This is a genomic window from Rubritalea squalenifaciens DSM 18772, assembly GCF_900141815.1.
GTDB classification, from domain to species: domain Bacteria; phylum Verrucomicrobiota; class Verrucomicrobiia; order Verrucomicrobiales; family Akkermansiaceae; genus Rubritalea; species Rubritalea squalenifaciens.
Map to the genome: position 1 here is coordinate 519,119 of NZ_FQYR01000002.1, position 15,655 is coordinate 534,773.

Annotated in this window: 24 protein-coding genes; 14 read left to right on the forward strand and 10 right to left on the reverse strand. The window is 53.1% G+C overall.

The window, feature by feature from the left end:
* Window positions 1–97 precede the first annotated feature (97 nt).
* From BUB27_RS02475 to BUB27_RS02485, 3 genes are all read left to right on the forward strand, one after another.
* Window positions 98–793 (forward strand): PEP-CTERM sorting domain-containing protein, encoded by a 696-nt coding sequence (locus BUB27_RS02475; protein ID WP_143157961.1) that lies wholly within the window; start codon window positions 98–100, stop codon window positions 791–793.
* Between the two features lie 171 nt (window positions 794–964).
* Entirely contained in the window at window positions 965–1,570 is a 606-nt protein-coding gene (locus BUB27_RS02480; RefSeq protein WP_159434752.1) for a hypothetical protein, read from the forward strand.
* A 12-nt stretch (window positions 1,571–1,582) separates the two neighbouring features.
* On the forward strand, window positions 1,583–2,239 hold the full coding sequence (locus BUB27_RS02485; protein ID WP_143157963.1) for a class I SAM-dependent methyltransferase: 657 nt from the start codon (window positions 1,583–1,585) through the stop codon (window positions 2,237–2,239).
* Between the two features lie 83 nt (window positions 2,240–2,322).
* Here the strand turns inward: BUB27_RS02485 and BUB27_RS02490 are convergent, their stop codons facing one another.
* Window positions 2,323–2,787 (reverse strand): DUF2262 domain-containing protein, encoded by a 465-nt coding sequence (locus BUB27_RS02490; protein WP_159434754.1) that lies wholly within the window; start codon window positions 2,785–2,787, stop codon window positions 2,323–2,325.
* A gap of 116 nt (window positions 2,788–2,903) precedes the next feature.
* Here BUB27_RS02490 and BUB27_RS02495 point away from each other — a divergent pair, with 116 nt between their 5' ends.
* Complete coding sequence (locus BUB27_RS02495; RefSeq protein ID WP_159434755.1) at window positions 2,904–3,686, forward strand: PEP-CTERM sorting domain-containing protein; 783 nt, start codon at window positions 2,904–2,906, stop codon at window positions 3,684–3,686.
* Between the two features lie 156 nt (window positions 3,687–3,842).
* On the opposite strand, the gene BUB27_RS02500 is transcribed toward BUB27_RS02495, so the two are convergent.
* Together BUB27_RS02500 and BUB27_RS02505 are read right to left on the reverse strand one after the other, a co-directional pair.
* Window positions 3,843–4,238: a hypothetical protein gene (locus BUB27_RS02500; protein ID WP_143157966.1), complete on the reverse strand. Its 396-nt coding sequence runs from the start codon at window positions 4,236–4,238 to the stop codon at window positions 3,843–3,845.
* Window positions 4,239–4,402: 164 nt separating this feature from the next.
* The gene (locus BUB27_RS02505; protein WP_143157967.1) at window positions 4,403–5,053 is read right to left on the reverse strand and encodes a nitroreductase family protein; all 651 of its coding nucleotides are present in this window, start codon (window positions 5,051–5,053) and stop codon (window positions 4,403–4,405) included.
* A 151-nt stretch (window positions 5,054–5,204) separates the two neighbouring features.
* Between BUB27_RS02505 and BUB27_RS02510 the strand changes: the two genes are divergently transcribed.
* A complete protein-coding gene (locus tag BUB27_RS02510; RefSeq protein ID WP_143157968.1) occupies window positions 5,205–6,128 on the forward strand; it encodes a hypothetical protein in 924 nt (307 codons plus the stop codon).
* Window positions 6,129–6,135: 7 nt separating this feature from the next.
* Here the strand turns inward: BUB27_RS02510 and BUB27_RS02515 are convergent, their stop codons facing one another.
* Window positions 6,136–6,897: a LamG-like jellyroll fold domain-containing protein gene (locus tag BUB27_RS02515; protein WP_143158515.1), complete on the reverse strand. Its 762-nt coding sequence runs from the start codon at window positions 6,895–6,897 to the stop codon at window positions 6,136–6,138.
* Between the two features lie 190 nt (window positions 6,898–7,087).
* On the opposite strand from BUB27_RS02515, the gene BUB27_RS02520 reads away from it, so the two are divergent.
* From BUB27_RS02520 to BUB27_RS02555, 8 genes are all read left to right on the forward strand, one after another.
* Complete coding sequence (locus BUB27_RS02520; RefSeq protein ID WP_234991652.1) at window positions 7,088–7,837, forward strand: PEP-CTERM sorting domain-containing protein; 750 nt, start codon at window positions 7,088–7,090, stop codon at window positions 7,835–7,837.
* A gap of 318 nt (window positions 7,838–8,155) precedes the next feature.
* Entirely contained in the window at window positions 8,156–8,533 is a 378-nt protein-coding gene (locus tag BUB27_RS02525; protein ID WP_143157969.1) for a hypothetical protein, read from the forward strand.
* Between the two features lie 510 nt (window positions 8,534–9,043).
* Window positions 9,044–9,391: a hypothetical protein gene (locus BUB27_RS02530; protein ID WP_143157970.1), complete on the forward strand. Its 348-nt coding sequence runs from the start codon at window positions 9,044–9,046 to the stop codon at window positions 9,389–9,391.
* A gap of 36 nt (window positions 9,392–9,427) precedes the next feature.
* Window positions 9,428–10,186, forward strand: a complete 759-nt coding sequence (locus tag BUB27_RS02535; RefSeq protein ID WP_143157971.1) for a hypothetical protein — start codon at window positions 9,428–9,430, stop codon at window positions 10,184–10,186.
* Between the two features lie 105 nt (window positions 10,187–10,291).
* Entirely contained in the window at window positions 10,292–10,648 is a 357-nt protein-coding gene (locus tag BUB27_RS02540; RefSeq protein WP_159434756.1) for a hypothetical protein, read from the forward strand.
* Complete coding sequence (locus tag BUB27_RS02545) at window positions 10,645–11,070, forward strand: hypothetical protein (protein WP_159434757.1); 426 nt, start codon at window positions 10,645–10,647, stop codon at window positions 11,068–11,070. The genes BUB27_RS02540 and BUB27_RS02545 overlap by 4 nt, the downstream gene beginning before the upstream one ends.
* Before the next feature lie 99 nt (window positions 11,071–11,169).
* On the forward strand, window positions 11,170–11,646 hold the full coding sequence (locus tag BUB27_RS02550; protein WP_143157974.1) for a hypothetical protein: 477 nt from the start codon (window positions 11,170–11,172) through the stop codon (window positions 11,644–11,646).
* Window positions 11,647–11,702: 56 nt separating this feature from the next.
* Window positions 11,703–12,227 (forward strand): hypothetical protein, encoded by a 525-nt coding sequence (locus BUB27_RS02555; protein WP_143157975.1) that lies wholly within the window; start codon window positions 11,703–11,705, stop codon window positions 12,225–12,227.
* Between the two features lie 207 nt (window positions 12,228–12,434).
* Here the strand turns inward: BUB27_RS02555 and BUB27_RS02560 are convergent, their stop codons facing one another.
* Window positions 12,435–12,791, reverse strand: a complete 357-nt coding sequence (locus BUB27_RS02560; RefSeq protein ID WP_143157976.1) for a hypothetical protein — start codon at window positions 12,789–12,791, stop codon at window positions 12,435–12,437.
* A gap of 178 nt (window positions 12,792–12,969) precedes the next feature.
* On the opposite strand from BUB27_RS02560, the gene BUB27_RS02565 reads away from it, so the two are divergent.
* Window positions 12,970–13,284 (forward strand): Imm53 family immunity protein, encoded by a 315-nt coding sequence (locus tag BUB27_RS02565; protein WP_143157977.1) that lies wholly within the window; start codon window positions 12,970–12,972, stop codon window positions 13,282–13,284.
* A 193-nt stretch (window positions 13,285–13,477) separates the two neighbouring features.
* Here the strand turns inward: BUB27_RS02565 and BUB27_RS02570 are convergent, their stop codons facing one another.
* From BUB27_RS02570 to BUB27_RS18845, 5 genes are all read right to left on the reverse strand, one after another.
* Window positions 13,478–13,873: a hypothetical protein gene (locus BUB27_RS02570; protein WP_143157978.1), complete on the reverse strand. Its 396-nt coding sequence runs from the start codon at window positions 13,871–13,873 to the stop codon at window positions 13,478–13,480.
* A 48-nt stretch (window positions 13,874–13,921) separates the two neighbouring features.
* Window positions 13,922–14,215: a hypothetical protein gene (locus BUB27_RS02575; protein WP_143157979.1), complete on the reverse strand. Its 294-nt coding sequence runs from the start codon at window positions 14,213–14,215 to the stop codon at window positions 13,922–13,924.
* 48 nt (window positions 14,216–14,263) lie between these two features.
* Window positions 14,264–14,413 (reverse strand): hypothetical protein, encoded by a 150-nt coding sequence (locus tag BUB27_RS18840; protein ID WP_159434758.1) that lies wholly within the window; start codon window positions 14,411–14,413, stop codon window positions 14,264–14,266.
* Window positions 14,414–14,550: 137 nt separating this feature from the next.
* Window positions 14,551–15,330 (reverse strand): PEP-CTERM sorting domain-containing protein, encoded by a 780-nt coding sequence (locus BUB27_RS02580; protein ID WP_143157980.1) that lies wholly within the window; start codon window positions 15,328–15,330, stop codon window positions 14,551–14,553.
* Between the two features lie 153 nt (window positions 15,331–15,483).
* Entirely contained in the window at window positions 15,484–15,654 is a 171-nt protein-coding gene (locus BUB27_RS18845; protein WP_159434759.1) for a hypothetical protein, read from the reverse strand.
* Window position 15,655 lies beyond the last annotated feature (1 nt).

Sequence of the window (15,655 nt, forward strand, 5' to 3'; positions counted from 1 at the left end):
ATAAGCGTTATCTCTGTCTATTGTTCGGTTTTGTCAAGATGGTGTATGAAGGTGCGGGTTGACTGATTGAGTTTAATTATGCATATCTGAGTTTGTCATGAAAACACGACTCTACACACGCATATTCACTATTTCCGCTCTGGTGGCTGCTTCCGCCCAAGCTGCCACTCTGTCTTTCGGTCCCTCGAATGGGGGGCAAACCGATGTCGACTGGGTCACCGGTACGACACCGACCAAAACCATCGAGGTCTATTTCACCGGGGACGAGGGGGAGAACCTCAGCTTCAAGATGGATTTTTCTGCCGGTGGTGATTCTACCGGACTTCGTGCAGATGGCTCCGGTGGTGGCTACGGCTGGCAGCCTGACGGTGGCACTGGTGCGCAGTCCTACCGCTGGGCTGACGGCGAGATCGCCTACTGGACGGTGACCATTCTGGACCGCGACAATGCCAATGCCGACGTCACCTCGAGCTATGATGTCTTCCTCACGGCTTTGCAGACGACCAATCGTCTAGAAGTCCCGGATGCTGCTACCATCCTGCTGACCAATGGCCTGACTGATCAGGAAAGTGCTCAGGCTGGTGCGGGTACTGGGGAGGTCAACCACACCTTCACGGGCTTCGACGGTAAGAACATGACTCTGGAGATGACCAATAATCCGTCTCCATCACTACAGTATTTCCGTATCGATACACTCGGATTCGAAGTGACCACGGCTGCTGTGCCTGAGCCAAGTTCCACGGCACTCCTCGGCCTGGCTGGACTCGGCCTGATCCTGCGCCGCAGACGTTAATTTCCCGGGTGTTCTGCTCTCTTTAGATTACCCTGACCCACCTAAGCTCAACAGTGCCCGTCCTGACTGGACGGGCATTTTTTTTAGCCTTTTCGCTCTAGCTCATACGAGCATGCGCCGCAGGGCTGATTGCTCTCGACTCCGGGTTAGGGGGCGTAATAGCTTGAGCTCATGATTTGTCGTTCCCTGATTAAGTTGGTCTCACTGACCTGGTTGCTGAGCATGGCATCATTGATGACAGTTGCTGCGGAGGAAGAGAAAAAATTTCCAGAGTGGTGGTTCTGCGTTGCCTACACCTTGAGAGACGCTGATGAACGGGAGGCTAGGCCCTCGCCAGGTGGAGATCCCTTCGCCGGAGATAAGCCGTGGATCCCTTCGGGGCTCGTAAGGCAGCGTGATGTGGTCGATGTGGCGGCCTTGGCCTCGCGCACTTTGGCTCAAAAGACTCTCACTAAGGAAAGCGCTCAGAAAGTGATCAAGGCTACCTTTGAGGGCGGTGGGAGACATCCGGTTATGGACTGTTATGAGCCGCATCATTGTTTTGTCTTCTATACCTTCTTGGGAGAGCCGGTCGCCTGTATCGAGGTTTGCCTGACTTGCAATAATGTGAAGACCAATCTGGGGAAAAACTTGTTTGATCAGGGGAGGCTGAGTGTGGACCTGGTGACACTTGCACGCATTATCCATGAAGCTGGATTGCCGCTGACGCCCTATAAATCACTGCAGGAGTACGAAAATCAGGCTCAGAAAAAAATAGACGCTGCTGAGAAGCGCTAAATAGATGAGTTGATGTGTCAGGGACTTGAGGATCCGGAAGTGGACATCCACTCGGAGCGATTTGTGAAATCGCTGTTCAGCGAGATGTCGAGAACGTACGGAGTGGTCAATCTGTTGTCCTCTCTGGGCTTTGCCTATTTCTGGCGCAAACTGGCCGTCCGGGCTTTGCCCAAAGACAGTCTGCAGGTGTGCGATCTGATGACCGGGGGCGCCGAATGCCTGACCCACATGAGGACGCATTTTGGCAAGGAGACGCGTATGGAGCTGGTGGATTGGTGTGAGGACATGTGTGCGCGGGCCAGGCAGACGGTCCGGCGCTACCATGGCAAGCAGGTGGAGGTCATCAATGCCAGTGCCCTGGCCTTGCCCAGCCAAGACGCATCCTATGATGCCGTCGTGTCTACCTTCGGTCTGAAGACCTTGTCTCCGGATGAGCTGCTAGACTTTGTGCGGGAGGTGAAACGCGTGTTGAAGCCGGGCGGAAGCATCAGCTTGCTGGAGTTTTCCATGCCGGAAAATGCCATGGTGAGATTTTTCTTCCGCCTCTACGTGAAATTTTACGTGCCGTTTCTAGGCTGGTTGTTTCTGGGGGAATCCGGACAACTACCGGATGCTGTGGCAATACACCAGGGAGTTTGGGAGCTGCAGAAGGGTCGTCCCGCTGTTTGAGAGCGAGGGGTTTGAAGTGCAGTGCAGGAACTCTTTCTTCGGCAGTGCTACGCACCTCATCGGGAGAATTTACTAGCTGTTCTCTAGCAGCGTGAGACAAACTTCGCCGTGGTGAGATCGCCGGACTCCTTGTAGGTGAAGCGCAGGTAGCGGCCGCGGAAGAGGCCTCCGTCCTTGAAGGTGAGGTCGGTATTGCCGTTCGGGTGGATGTGGATGGCGTGCAGAGCCAGCCGGCGGGTGAATTCCTTCTGGGTGAGCGGTCCCTGGGTGGCGTACTGGCGTAGGAAAGTGGCGTAGTGGCTGTCCACGATGTGCTGGTAGAATTTTCTTAGGTTGAGTTCCGCAAATCGGGCCTTGGCGTGGACCTGCTCGGAGTCGTAGCCGCCCTCGCTATCTGGGATGATGCAGAGCTTGTAGAGTTTGAGCATCCACTTGCGCTTGCCCTCGATATGGCCGGTGTTTGGATTGAGTTTCAGCGGCCCCAGCTTTTCGTCTCGGTACTCGTCTTGCATGCGCCGGATGCTAGAGCCGCACAGCAGAATTTCCATGGAAAAAGAGCGCCGTGGGCAGCTGGCTCTGGGCTTGCACCATGTGTTTTTCCAAAAAGATCGTAATACAATCCTTGGGCTGGTCATGGAGAGTTGGAACCCTAATTCCAGACACAATGAAACTAAGTACACTACTCCTGACAACTCTCACTCTCGCTTCCCCAGTCTACGCTGCCACCACCTACACCGGCCCGGTCGGTGGTGATATCTTGGACGGCGCCAACTGGGATAACGGCGTTCCCGATAATTCCAACCTAGGCACCGTGGCTACGGATGCCGTCTGGTCGGGCAATCTCCAGGACGTGGATTTCACGATCACTGGGGGTGCTACCTTGACCCGAGGTTCTGATTTCATTCCTGATTTCCGGGGGGACACGGACATTGTGATCGATAACGGCACGATGAATATATCCACTGGGGCTGGCACCCGTGTGCTGCGCGTCCGCAACACAGCCTCTATAACGATCAATGATGGGGGGAATCTCATTCTGCCGACTACCCGGAACCTGGAGCTTTTTAATACCGCCAGCGTGATCATGAACGGGGGTACGCTCGTGGCTAGCGGCTTCAACGTGGGCAATATCTCTGATTCGGAGCACAGCTTTCTGACCATCAGTGGTGGTTTGGTGGATCTGAACAGCACCTTTACCCCGACTGGATTTATCAACTTTACCAGTGGTTCCACCGGGGCGCTGGACATTGCCGCTGCAGACCAGAGTTACTATGAGGGTCTCTGGGCAAGTGGTGGACTCCGTTATGACGGAGCCAATAGCGGAACTTTCGCAGATCATTTTGAAGTCACTGGCGGTGTGCTTACTGCCGTGGCTGTACCGGAGCCGTCGAGCACTGCGCTGCTCGGCTTTGCCGGTCTATTCTTACTTGCTAAGCGTCGTCGCTAAGCAGGCCTTTGTCCCCCCAGTTTAAAGAAAAGTTCCATCCTATGTCGATGCATAGGATGGAACTCATGCCCGCCTGGTTACAGGCTCATGATTTGGGTTTTTCACCTGCTGGCAGGCATTTTTTTTCTTTGGGTTTTAGAAAATCTTTCTGGGTGACTAGTGCCAGGCGGTGTTGTCGTAGTAGAGATATCCGTCCTCCCATCCGATCATGGTGCGGTAGGTATCTCCCTCGGAGACGTAGCGTGGCTGGCCACTGGGTTTCCACCAGTCAGGTCCATTGGACCAGCTTGGCGATTGCTTTGGTGAGTCACTCTGAGCGGGTACTCCCATCCGTTCCGCGTAGGCTGCCAGCTCGGTGAGCGGTACGCGTGCTTTGACCAGCGTGCGCCGGTCGGTTTGGCCGTCGGCCTCTTCTTGCTCCTGAATGTTGAGCGCGTTTACGGGTAAAGCTCGCACTGCCTTGGAGGGCATGAGCTTGATATAGGTTGTCACTATAAGACCGCAGGAGATGATAAGCAAAGCGACGGGTTTGGCGCGGGGGATCTTCTTCATAGTTTTGGTTAGACCTGTATCGATAGTCTAGAAACTATGCCTGAAGCCGCTTTGGAGGAGAAGAGGGAAACTCGGACCTTTTTCTTATAAAAACTTAGGAGATAGGATCATTTTCATTCGTGATATAGAAATGAAAGATATTTAATGGATTGTGATAGAATGTGTTAGTGGCTGGAGGAGGTGTCCTCCAGCGGGAGCTTCTGGATGTCAGGCACTTGGCAGTTCTCCGCCGGGTAGCCTACTACCAGCAGCAAGAAGGGTTTTTCATCCTTGGGCCGCTGCAGGATGGTATTGAGGAACTGCATCGGGCTGGGCGTGTGGGTCAGGGTGGCCAGTCCCGCGTGGTGCAGCGCGGTGATCAGCATGCCGGTGGCGATGCCCACGGACTCCTTCGGGTAGTAGGTCTTGCTCTCCGTGCCGTCCGGCCGGGTGGTTCTGGACTTCTGGAAAATGGCGATCAGTGCCGGGGCTGTCTGCAGGAAAGGTTTCTCCGCGTCCGTGCCCAGCGGGGCCAGGGTGTCCAGCCAGTCCTGTGGTGCGCGGTGTTGGTAGAACTCCCGCTCCTCCGCCTCGGCAGCCTCGCGGATCTGTGTCTTGATCTCCGGGCTGGTGACCACGGCGAAGTGCCAAGGCTGTAGGTTGGCGCCATTGGGGGCCGTGCCCGCCGTCAGCAGGCAATGCTCCAGCACGCCTTTCGGGATGGGATCTGGCGAGAAATCGCGCACGCTGCGGCGGCGGCTCATGGCTTCGTAGAATTCGGCGGCGCGTATCTGGCTGGTCTCGGCTGGCAGGCGGGTAAAATTCAGGGCTGGCATAATGAAGTCGTTTCCAAAGACCTAACTCACGTGGGAATCGCCCTCATGCCAAGCCTATTCCTCCGCACTGGCCTGCAGCCGCTCTCTGTGCCTAATTGAGAGGACATTTGACTTGCCCTGCACGCCCGCTCTGATCAATCTCCCTGCCAAGATGAACAGATTGTCATTTATTCTCCTGCCAGCCCTCCTGCTGGTATCCTGTGAGCGTCAGCCTATGAGGAGTGTGACGCGTGCGGACGACCCTCTGCCTGAGAAGGTGGAGGCGGAGAGCTATCTGCTGGCCTATCCCGGCCACCTGCAGATGGTGGGCAATTCTGTGGATGTCACGGAGATCTATGCGGCACCCAAGGTGCTGATGGAAGCTGTGAATGAAGAGAAGCAGAAGCGCGCGGTGATGTCTCAGGGCAGCATGACGCGTGAGCGCCGCTTCTGGCTGCAGTGCAATACCGCGGACAGCATGATCGTCTACCCGCTGAAGGTGGATATGACTAACGTGCTCACCATGGGGGGCAAGAAGCTGGAGGTCCCTGAGCTGGGCAATCCGCTAAAAGGCAAGACGGTGAAGGCCCGGTGGGATGGCAAGACCTACAGCTGGGAGCCCATGGGCAAGGAGGAAGAGGCTGTCATGGTGGATACCAACAAGATCTTCGGTGCCTATGATGCGGAGATCTACGGTACCAAACCGCGCCGCCCCGGCGAGAGCTGGAGCTTCAATCCGGCCCATCTTCTGCCCTTTCCTCCGGAAGACGTGAGCTTCACGGGCGAGGCCTCCATGAAATTTGAAAAAGTGCAGTTCTACCGTGGCTACCAATGCGCCTACTTTTCCTTTGAGGTGGATAGCGTGGGCTCCAGCCAGGCTGGGGAAGACCACGTCAAGGCCCGCGGCCGTGTGATCCGGGCGCTGGACTACGGCGTGGACCTCTACATGGCGGTGAATATCAAGTCCCGCGCCAAGCTGGGCCTGGGCAGCACCGGGGACTCCAGCTACTCCATGAACCGCAAGATCGTCCAGCCAAACAAAGTAAAAGCCCGCCCTCAGCATGAGGAACGGGCTGTGGTGAGAAGGTCTCGCTAAAAGGAGTCTATCGGCGGCGGCGTAGGATGAATCCCAGTCCGGCCAGACCTACGAGAGCAGTGCTGGTCGGTTCTGGCACGCTGGAGACCATGGCGCCTTCGAGTACCAGGTTGTCTACGTTTTCCACGCTATTAAAGATCTTCACATTGGCCATATCCATGGTGAAAAGCTTGTCGTCGTTACGGTTGATGCCGAGACGGAAGCTCTGCAGGCCTCCTGGATTAGCGACAACGGTACCGATGTGGTTGGCGGACCCAGCTCCTTCTTCAGTGAGGTAGAACTCGGTGTCCGCGCCGTTCTTGATCAGGGTGATGTTGTACCAGCTGCTTGAATTCAGGCCTGCACTTGAGGTGCTAAAAATGGCTCCGCCTTCCTGAGTCGCTACGCGGATGTCTCCTCCATTGGAGTCAATTTGCCAGGAGTAGAGCGTGCCAGCGCCACCAGTATTATTGGCAAAGAGGCCTTGGAAGCTGCCTTGGTTCCAGCTGTCGGTTTTCACCCAGAGTGATACGGTGAAGTTCGCCGCGCCGCCAGGGCCTACGGTTTCCAGCCAGGCTGGGTTGTTGTCGTCTCCAGAGAAGCTGGCGCTGCCGTCGCCATTCAGGCTGACGAGATCCGTGCCAGATCCCTGGGCCAGCGTGTAGCTGCCGCCAACTTCGTTGTCCAGGAGGTCTCCATCGGAGAAGTCATAGTGGGCGATGAGCGCTGCCTGGCTAGTGGTGGCCATGCAGGCTAATACTGAGAGGTGTGTGAATAGTGTTTTGCACATGGTATCAAGGTATCCTGCCCCATTTGAAAACGTTAACACCCTCAGCTAAAAAAATGGCTCTATGTCGAAGATTGGCTGTCGTGTTTTAAAAATTCAATCGGCGTGAACTTTATTCAAATTCAATAACCTGCCGTTATTCCCCATCGATAGGCGCAATCACTGCGTCAAAAAATAAACACATGAATACTCAATGAAAACACAAACGATGACATTAGTCGTGGCTGCAGCCCTACTGGCTGTGCCAGCCGCTCACGCTGCTCAGATCGCCCTCTACATCGATGGGGCAAACTATGCAGACAGTAATACTCCAGCCGCAGCCTCTGCTGCAGGCGTCACCGCCTCAGGCATGGCTTTCGTAGGTTTAAGTGGCGGTAGTGGTGGACCAGTCAGGGACCAGTTCGGTGATATCAACTTGGGTGGAAATGTTCCATCTGACGACTACTGGTACGTGGTGAATGCCAATCTGGACCTCGCTGCTGACCCAGGGGTGTCCTCCGCCGTAGCAGATGACTATTTCGGCTTCACCCTCACCGCAGATGCTGGCTCTCAGCTGGACCTGAATACCCTCACCTTCGACTGGGGGTTCGGCTCCAATGATGACGCACTCACCGGTACCACTATCGGTTACCGTGTCTTCGCTAGCGTGGACGGTGGTAGCTTCGTTTCACTCGGCGTGGAGTCCTTCAATGGCGACGTCGCGATCGATACCTGGGTAGACGGCACTGCAGGCAACTACGACCTCAGCGGCCTTGGCCTCACCACCGATGGCGGCAGCGTGGAATTCCGCGTCCAGACCTTCTCTACCAGTAGTGGTGGTGGCGTCATGCAGGCATTCCAGAACATCTCCGTAGATGGCGCCCTCGTCGCCGTCCCGGAACCTAGTAGCACCGCCCTCATCGGACTCGCCGGTCTCGGCTTCATCCTGCGCCGCCGCCGCTAACAGCTCCCCTCGATACCAATCCTTCCCAAAACCCAAAGCCACTCCCCTCACAGGAGTGGCTTTTTTGTGGGCAATCGCTCAAGAAAAATCCCAGCCCATGACAAGCCCGCAGGGCTCCCATCCCGTAGGGATGATGGAACAAAGCCCGGCGGTAAGCTTGTCGCTAGACAAGCGCCACCCCGGGAACCGATCCCCCCACAAAGACCACCCCGGAGGGGTGGGGGAAGGATCTTCCCAATGTATTTTACATCAGGGAGTCGCTTGTGTTAGAATAAGGCTTCCTGATTGTGCGGGAATGCAACACGAGATGCTAAAACGATGAATAAGAAAAAGGTTCTGTTAGGTTTGGTGGTCACCGGGCTAGTATCCATGTGTGTAGGCCTTGTAGTGTTCTATCTCTTTGTTGTGTACCCGGGTATGAGGAAAATGATTGATGAGTCGATAACGTTTCGCCGCGTAATAGAAATCCAGAATGCCGTGGTATTCTTCGAAATGGATGAAGGTAAAGAGATCACCGACTTGCACGAATTGATTCCACGCTACTATCAAGCCGCTGATGAGAACGCTCCCTTCGAGGATGCATGGGGGAATCAAATTGAATTCACCAGAAATGAAGATGGATACAAGTACCTCTCCTGCCTTGGGCCTGATGGCGTCACCGAAACGGGCGACGATATCAGCCTGATCTTTAGATGAAGCCATACACTTCCCCGGATCTAGCAGTAAGGTATCAATAGGTGTTTCTGGATCGACCTCACCGCCCTGCCTAATCTAGGCTCTTATCAAACGAAGCGTGTAATGGACTATTTTGTGATACCGGGAAGTCAACTAGCGGAGCATGTGCCCAGCGGGAGTACGGCATCCTTGTTCTATTTTGAAGTGGATGATCACGGGCTGGTGACGAGACAAGTCGAGGTCTCAGGGGACTCACGCTGCAAACAAGATGAGCCGGGAAGTTTTCTTCTCAAGTCGCTTGATCGCAGTCGATACAGTCCGTGCAGAGTATCTGCCGAAGAATTTCATGATAGTTGGAGCTTTCCCACTGACTTTGTAAAGCAGGCGCACGAAGATGGGCGTGTGTATTGGAAGAGGAAGTAGTCCACCCGCCGTATGAACTTAGCGGTGCGGAGTGGCGCTAGAGCAAAGAGGTGTCATGTAGAAATGATTAAGTTGCCAATGGGGTGGAAGTGTAGAAAAAAAGAGCGCATGTCGGTGCGAAGTCTTTTTCTCTTGTGTGTCTTGCTAACAGCTTGTGTTCACACGCCACCCGATGAGGGTGAGATTTGGACTACGAATGTGGAGTACAAGGAGCTGATCTGGAATCGTTCCTTAGAGGTGAACGAGGGTGATTATATCAAGGTAGAGCACGTAAACTATCCGAAGAGTTATCGCGTGGAGTCCATTACGAAGGAGGGAGTGAAGCTGCGAGATCTCTATGCTGGTAGGATGATGATGGTGCGTGAGAATCAGGGGCCAGGCTATAATGCGCATTCGATTGATTTGAGCGGGAAGCCCACGGCGAGAATCCTTTACTTTGTGATGTTCTCGGAATAAGAGCTTAGGTAAATTAGATGAATTGTGATCCAAGCGATGAACTATCTATTCCACCTCGTAGTCGTATTTAGCTGCTTTGCCGTATTGGGCAGCTGTGAACGGGATCGTAGTCAGAACTCTGATGAGGCCACCGCTAGTGAGAGAGTTGAGAATGATGAGTCATTGTCTGCGTTCTATGCCCCCGTGCCAGAGAGCATCACCGTGCCCAAGATCGAAATAACGAACTGGGTAACCTGGCTGACCATAGAAAATACCAATGTATCGGCCTTGGAGCTGGATCAAATCCTGCCGACGATTAAACCAAGCAATCTTGGAGATGGTTCTCCGCCAGGAGGGATGGAGTGGCAATTTACCATCTATTTGGAATCAAAAGATACAGGCAAGGGAGATTTACTTACAGTCTACATGTTGAAGGACGGCGAGATCTTTGGTGTGGAGGGAGATGAAGATCGCATGCTGCGTCTGCAGAAAGCCCTGATGAAGCTTGTGAACAAGAAAACGGGGGAAGCCGAGCCGCTGGAGTTAGCCGCTGTCCGCGAGTTCTTGGACGAAGGTGAACTGGGCTTAGATACACTACTGGAGAGGTTTGGAGGGGCTCCTAAGTTGGTCGATGCTGGTCCAGTATTTGGCGTTGTCCACGTGTGCCGGGGGCATGGAGGTGCGAGGTATCTATTTGAAGTGCTGGATGATGAAGAGAAAGGTGGTCTCTGCGTTGTCAAAGTCTGGCTGGCATTGGACGGGTATAATTTAGGGGAAGCTATGATCTTGTGGGATAAGAGTAGTGAGAGTGAGTGATGGCGAACACCATAGGACATGGATTATGTGCATGAAGAAACAATCTCGATACAGTGAGCTAGATTCGTTCAGATTGATTTGATGCCTATGAAGAGGAAAAATACGTTGATCAAATCAGCTTTTATTCTGTTGGTTTGCGGTTTGGTATTGTGGCTTGTCCATGCTTTTAGGGGCTATCAAGAGGGGAAATACTCGGTCATCATATACAATGAGACGGATGACTATTTGGAAGACATCTGTCTGGCTCAGGGGGCTTCGTGTGAGAGTCTTCCAGCGATAGAGCCACGTGGTCATTTAGAGTATGATTTCGTGGTGCTGGGAGAAGGTGACTTGGATGTGGTTTTTGGAAGTCTTGGAGAAAGGAAGCTTCTCATTGAGGATGCATCCTTCAGGATGCGAGGCAGTTCTCAGGTGGTGGTGAGTCCTGAAGGTGGAATCAAAGTCCAGTCTGCTGGTCGATGAAATCACTGAGCGTAAATACAAGTAATAGAATGAACAAACTGGTTTTAATATACATTGGCTCTGTGGCCTTGCTGGTGCTCAGTGCTTGTGAGTCTGAGGAAACAAATCTCATCCTCATGTCCGGAGGAGAGCTTGTCGAAGAGGTGGAAAACATCGATATGTATAAGCAGGCCTTTACGGAAAAGGACTTAAAAGAATTTTTTAGAGAGAACAAAGGTCAGCCCAGAGACGTCGTTCTAAGAAAGCTGTGGTGGCCAGAGCAGACTTTTGGATCGGATGGGGAATGGAATGATTCCTATGAGTTCAGGCTACCGAAGCAGAAACTATCATCACAAGATGGTGGAGGTGACCTTAAGTTCTCTGGCTTTACATTGCATTATGAGAAGGGGGCTCTAGCATCCTATTCTAAGCACTTTTTGTAGACATCTCTATGTGTGACTAGCAATTAACTACTGTGTTTAATCATGTGGACGTAGTCTAGGCGTGCCGCGCGGCCTATTCTCAACATTGTGCAAAATCAGATGGAAGCATACATAAACCAAGCATTTAAAGTTTTTGAAAGTGCTTATGATTTCGACATAAGTGACCAAGACTTAGTAGTCAAATCTGCAGGGAATGATGAACTTAAAGAAGCTGAGGAGGCAATTTACAACTTATGTCCCGAATGCGTTAGTGAGTATTTCGAGGATATATCTAAGTCGTGGTATTTTGCTTACTTGAGTAGCTATGGTAGAATCTTCTTTTTAAAAGGTGTTCTGCGGGCATGCGTGGAAGACTTGGAGTCGAATCTGGAAAAATGCATAATCTACTTAAATGATGTGGTGGATGATGCGACATTAAATGCTTCACAGGCTCTCGCAATTTTGGGAATTGTTAGGGTTTTTAAAGCGGTGAAATATATTAATTCAGAAGCAAGGCCGGACTTAGAGAGGCTGACGAAGAGACTCGAAAAATATGACCTACGCACGTCGAAGAATCAAATCAACAGGTGTGTGTAACCGACGCAGCTGTTACGCCAATCATGGTAGGATAACTTTAATCAATTGATACTAGGATGTCTGTCTTGAAGAATACGGCTAGTTTCCTCGCTGGCGCTCTCGTAGCTCTCTCCGTGGTTTATCTAATATGTGGAAATCAGGGTGAGTCCAAACAAGCCATTTCACCTGAAACTGGGCGATCCGTAGATGAGAATCCGGTATCTGGGCGTGAGATGGATTACACACCCGATTTCATGAGTCCGGATGCAGGCTGGACAGCTCGTGTAGATTCGGCGGCTTTATCCTACCTGGACAAGGAAAGGTTCATCGCACTCATGGAGGCAGCCTTTCTTGATCAGGATGTGTCAGCAATGCGGAAGCTATTCCTATTCTACTCGGTTTATTGTATTCCTGATGATCACTACTATACCTTGCTCGTGATGCTGGCCATGCATGGCAATGAGAAGGATTTGAATCTTGTTTGCAACCATCTTCACTTTGACCGCGGAGAGCTTGAGGAAGGCTCTAAACTGGAGGTGATTTCAAGACTGAAGCAGCTCTCGGAATTCGATGAGAAACGCTTAGACCCATTTACTGAGTAGACCGAATGAATAAGTTATATAAAATATATATTGTTGCAGTACTTTCTCTCGAGCTGCCACGGTGAGTATAGTATCTGTAAGGCGTTCACCTCCCTTTTTTGAGAAATACCGGACGATGAGACACGCTGCATGGCCGATCCGCAGACACTCGGTGTTTTTGTTAGGCTGGAGTTTCTACAGAAAACGGCAGGTCTTCAGTCGAAATCACTAGTCTACCTCCGGGATCTGCACGCGGCCGTCTTTGACGACGAGCTGCTTCTCCTCCAGCATGATGCCGATGACTTGGCGGAACCATTCCCTGTCCTGGTGGAGGCTGACTTTGGCCAGCGCGGTGATGAGTTCGTCCATGGTAAGGGGACCCTCCGCGAGAGAGGCATAGATGCGTTGGTAGGTCTTGTAGTAGGCGGATTTTTCGGTGGCGTCCCGCCAGAAGGCGGAGGCCAGGATCAGGGCCACGGGCAAGAGATAGAGCCCGAGGGGGATCTCGGTATAACGCGAGTCCGCCTCATAAATGAACATAACGATGCCGATGATGACTCCCAGACCCAGAATGTAGATGCGCATGATGCGCTAGCACTAACAGGGGAATGCAGGGGAGGACAAGCAGATTGATGTGTCCTGCGGACACGTCATGAGTCAATTGTCATGGGTCATTGGGCTTGTTTGGTGAAACCTGTTGCGAACTTGTTTCTTAGTTTTTGTAAAACAATGTGTTAAGGTCTATGTAGTCCCTTGGAGGTTTATGGAATATGATTGTCTAGGTCCTTTGTTTCAGTGGTTTTTGTCGCATTGTAATGGTCAATGGGAGCATAATAATGGCTTTTCTATTGCAACCTTTGATAATCCTGGTTTTTCCATCAAAATAAGCTGCCAAGATAGCGACCTTAATCCTGAGTTTGATTGGGGAAATTTTGGTTTTGATGAAGATGGGGGTGAAAAAGATGACAATGATGTGGAGTTTTTCGTTATCGAGAAAAAGGATTATGGGGTGTCACTTTTTTCGACTCCAGGAAAGATGAACGAGGCGATGTCTGCTTTGATGGCTGCTTTGTTGTGAAAGAATGAATGTCCCGAGTATTCATGGAGTGGGCTAAAATCCGGAACCCGCGTTGGGGTTCTCTGGCTACACTTTGTTCCCGCTAGAAAAGTGGGAGTGAAGCCCCCCAATGACTCCTGACTATTGACCCATGATAAGCCCGCAGGGCTTACCTGCTATCAACCCGGCCTGCAGATTATCCGCTGGACTCTGCTTACTCCCCGGAAGAGGTCTGCAGGCTGCTCTTATTCTTCAGGCGCTCCAAGCTGAGCAGGAGGAGGGAGCTGATAGGGATGAGAAGCAGGGCCCAGTATTGATAGATGGGCTGGTTGAGCTGGTAGCTGGCGTAGGACTGAGAGGGGGCGGAAAGGTCGTAGGTGAGCAGGACGATGCCATTGGTGATTCCCATCATCCAGAGAACGAGCTGGTAGCCCATGTGGCCAGAGATCTTTTCCCGGCAGAGCCAGATGCCTACACCAATGGTCCAGCAGATGCTGAGGATGAGGGCGCACACGGGAAGGATCTCTACAGGGTCATGCATCTGCGGGAAGGCCAGCCAGAGGGTGCCGGCGGCGAGAAGGAGATAATAGAGGGGAGTGTTCCAGTTCATGGCGAGTTGTCCAGTTTCGTACTAAAGTGATACGAGGTCAAGGACTTGTTAGGATGAGCTTGGTTTAGGTTTCCTGTTTTTCAGGGCCTGCAGGATCCAGACGATGTTTAGCGCCACGAGCGGATGCACGGCGGCCAGGTGGAGCGGTACTACGTCAGGGGTGATGGCGGGCACCATGTCAGGAAAGGCTTGTTGGGAGACGGCCAGCGCCTCTGCGAGGTCATGGCGGATGAGCCAGAGGGAGATCAGTACCATGATGAGAGCGCAGAGAGAGATAGCTCCCAGGATCGTTGCGAAGCGGTTGCCGGGTTTGTTGCGCTGGTACTGATAGGCGGCTCCCACGGCGCTGACTCCGAGAATGCCGAAGCATAGGGAGGTCTTGAGCGGGTGCTAGAACGTTTCCGCTGGTTTCAGGATCACCAAGTGCTGGCGTGCATCCCCTAGGATCCAGTCCATCAGCAAAGGATAGGCTGCATAGCTGAGCACCGCAGTGATGACGGCGGCTAGACAGGCGGTGAGTATGGGGAAGCGTTGATGCATTGGGGAAATCGGATGAGTACGTAGCACTCTTCCTCAATTTCCACAAGGCCTTCGCGAGACTGAAAATGCCTCAAAAAAATGGCCGCAGAGGAATCCTGCGGCCATGGTTTGGGAAAAAAATGAGGTGTTCTGCATTCCTAGCGACGTCTGCGCAGGATGAATCCCAGGCCTGCCAGCCCGATGAGTGCGGTGCTGCTAGGCTCCGGAATCGCCACGATCTGGAAACCGGCGATGCTGGCGCGTCGCGTCGGGTCACTAAGGCGCTCACTGCGGATAGTCACGGAATCTGCGGTGAGACCGGTGAAGACCAGGTAGTTGCCCGCGGTGCTCTCAGAGGCTTCCACATAGCTCCCGGTGAAGGAATCACCGAGCAGGAGCGGGGAAATCTTGGAACCGCCATTGGAGAGGATGGTCGCCCCGGCGTCTGCCTGCTGGTCCTGTACCCAGTAGTTGCCCAGCTGGACATCGGCACCACTGTTGGCGCTGTCGCTGGCCAAGTACACGATCAGGGTGTATCCCTGTGCTGCGTTGGCTATGTTGCTCAGCGTGATGTAGGGCTGGCCAGTGCCGCCGCCATCGTCCAGGTAGCGTTTGAAAAGTTTCTCATCCGCGGTGCCATTGGCGCCGTCGGTGAAGTAGTTGGTGTTGGCATCGTAGCGGACCTGCAGGCCTGCGCTGCTGTGGAGGTCTCCGACGACATTGCCGTCGCCATCCACGATGTCCTGGCCACTGTTGTTACCGGACCAGTCGGTGATCAGGTTGTTCCAGTTGTCGTCGCGGTAGGCGGCAGCGCCCACCTGGTCACTGGAGCCCAGCAGGTTGGTGTCATTGGTGAAGGTGAAGCTGATGGTGGCGGCTTCGGTGCCCGCGAGGGTGCCTGCCAGCAGGAGAGCCGAGAGGATTGGAGTGTTATTCATGGGAGTAGAGTTGAGTGTTTATACGAGTAAGGGAGCGGCCTAGGTCTGGCCATTTCAGGATGGAACCATCTATGACAATAAACCAAACTTCTAGAGCCCGCACCCAAAAAATGGCACTCGTCTAGCTAGAGCCGGAGATCAAAGTGAGGGATTTCACTGGTCCTTTTTATGGTTCGGTGCTTGCTGCTTCCTGGGGAACAGGCGCCAGATCAGCCAGCCGAGGCCGAACAATACCAAGCCCGGTAGCAAGAGTAATAGAAGCAGAAGAGCCCAGGCGGCCTCATCCGGAATGGCATCTGCCCAGGTGGCGAGGGTGTGAATCATC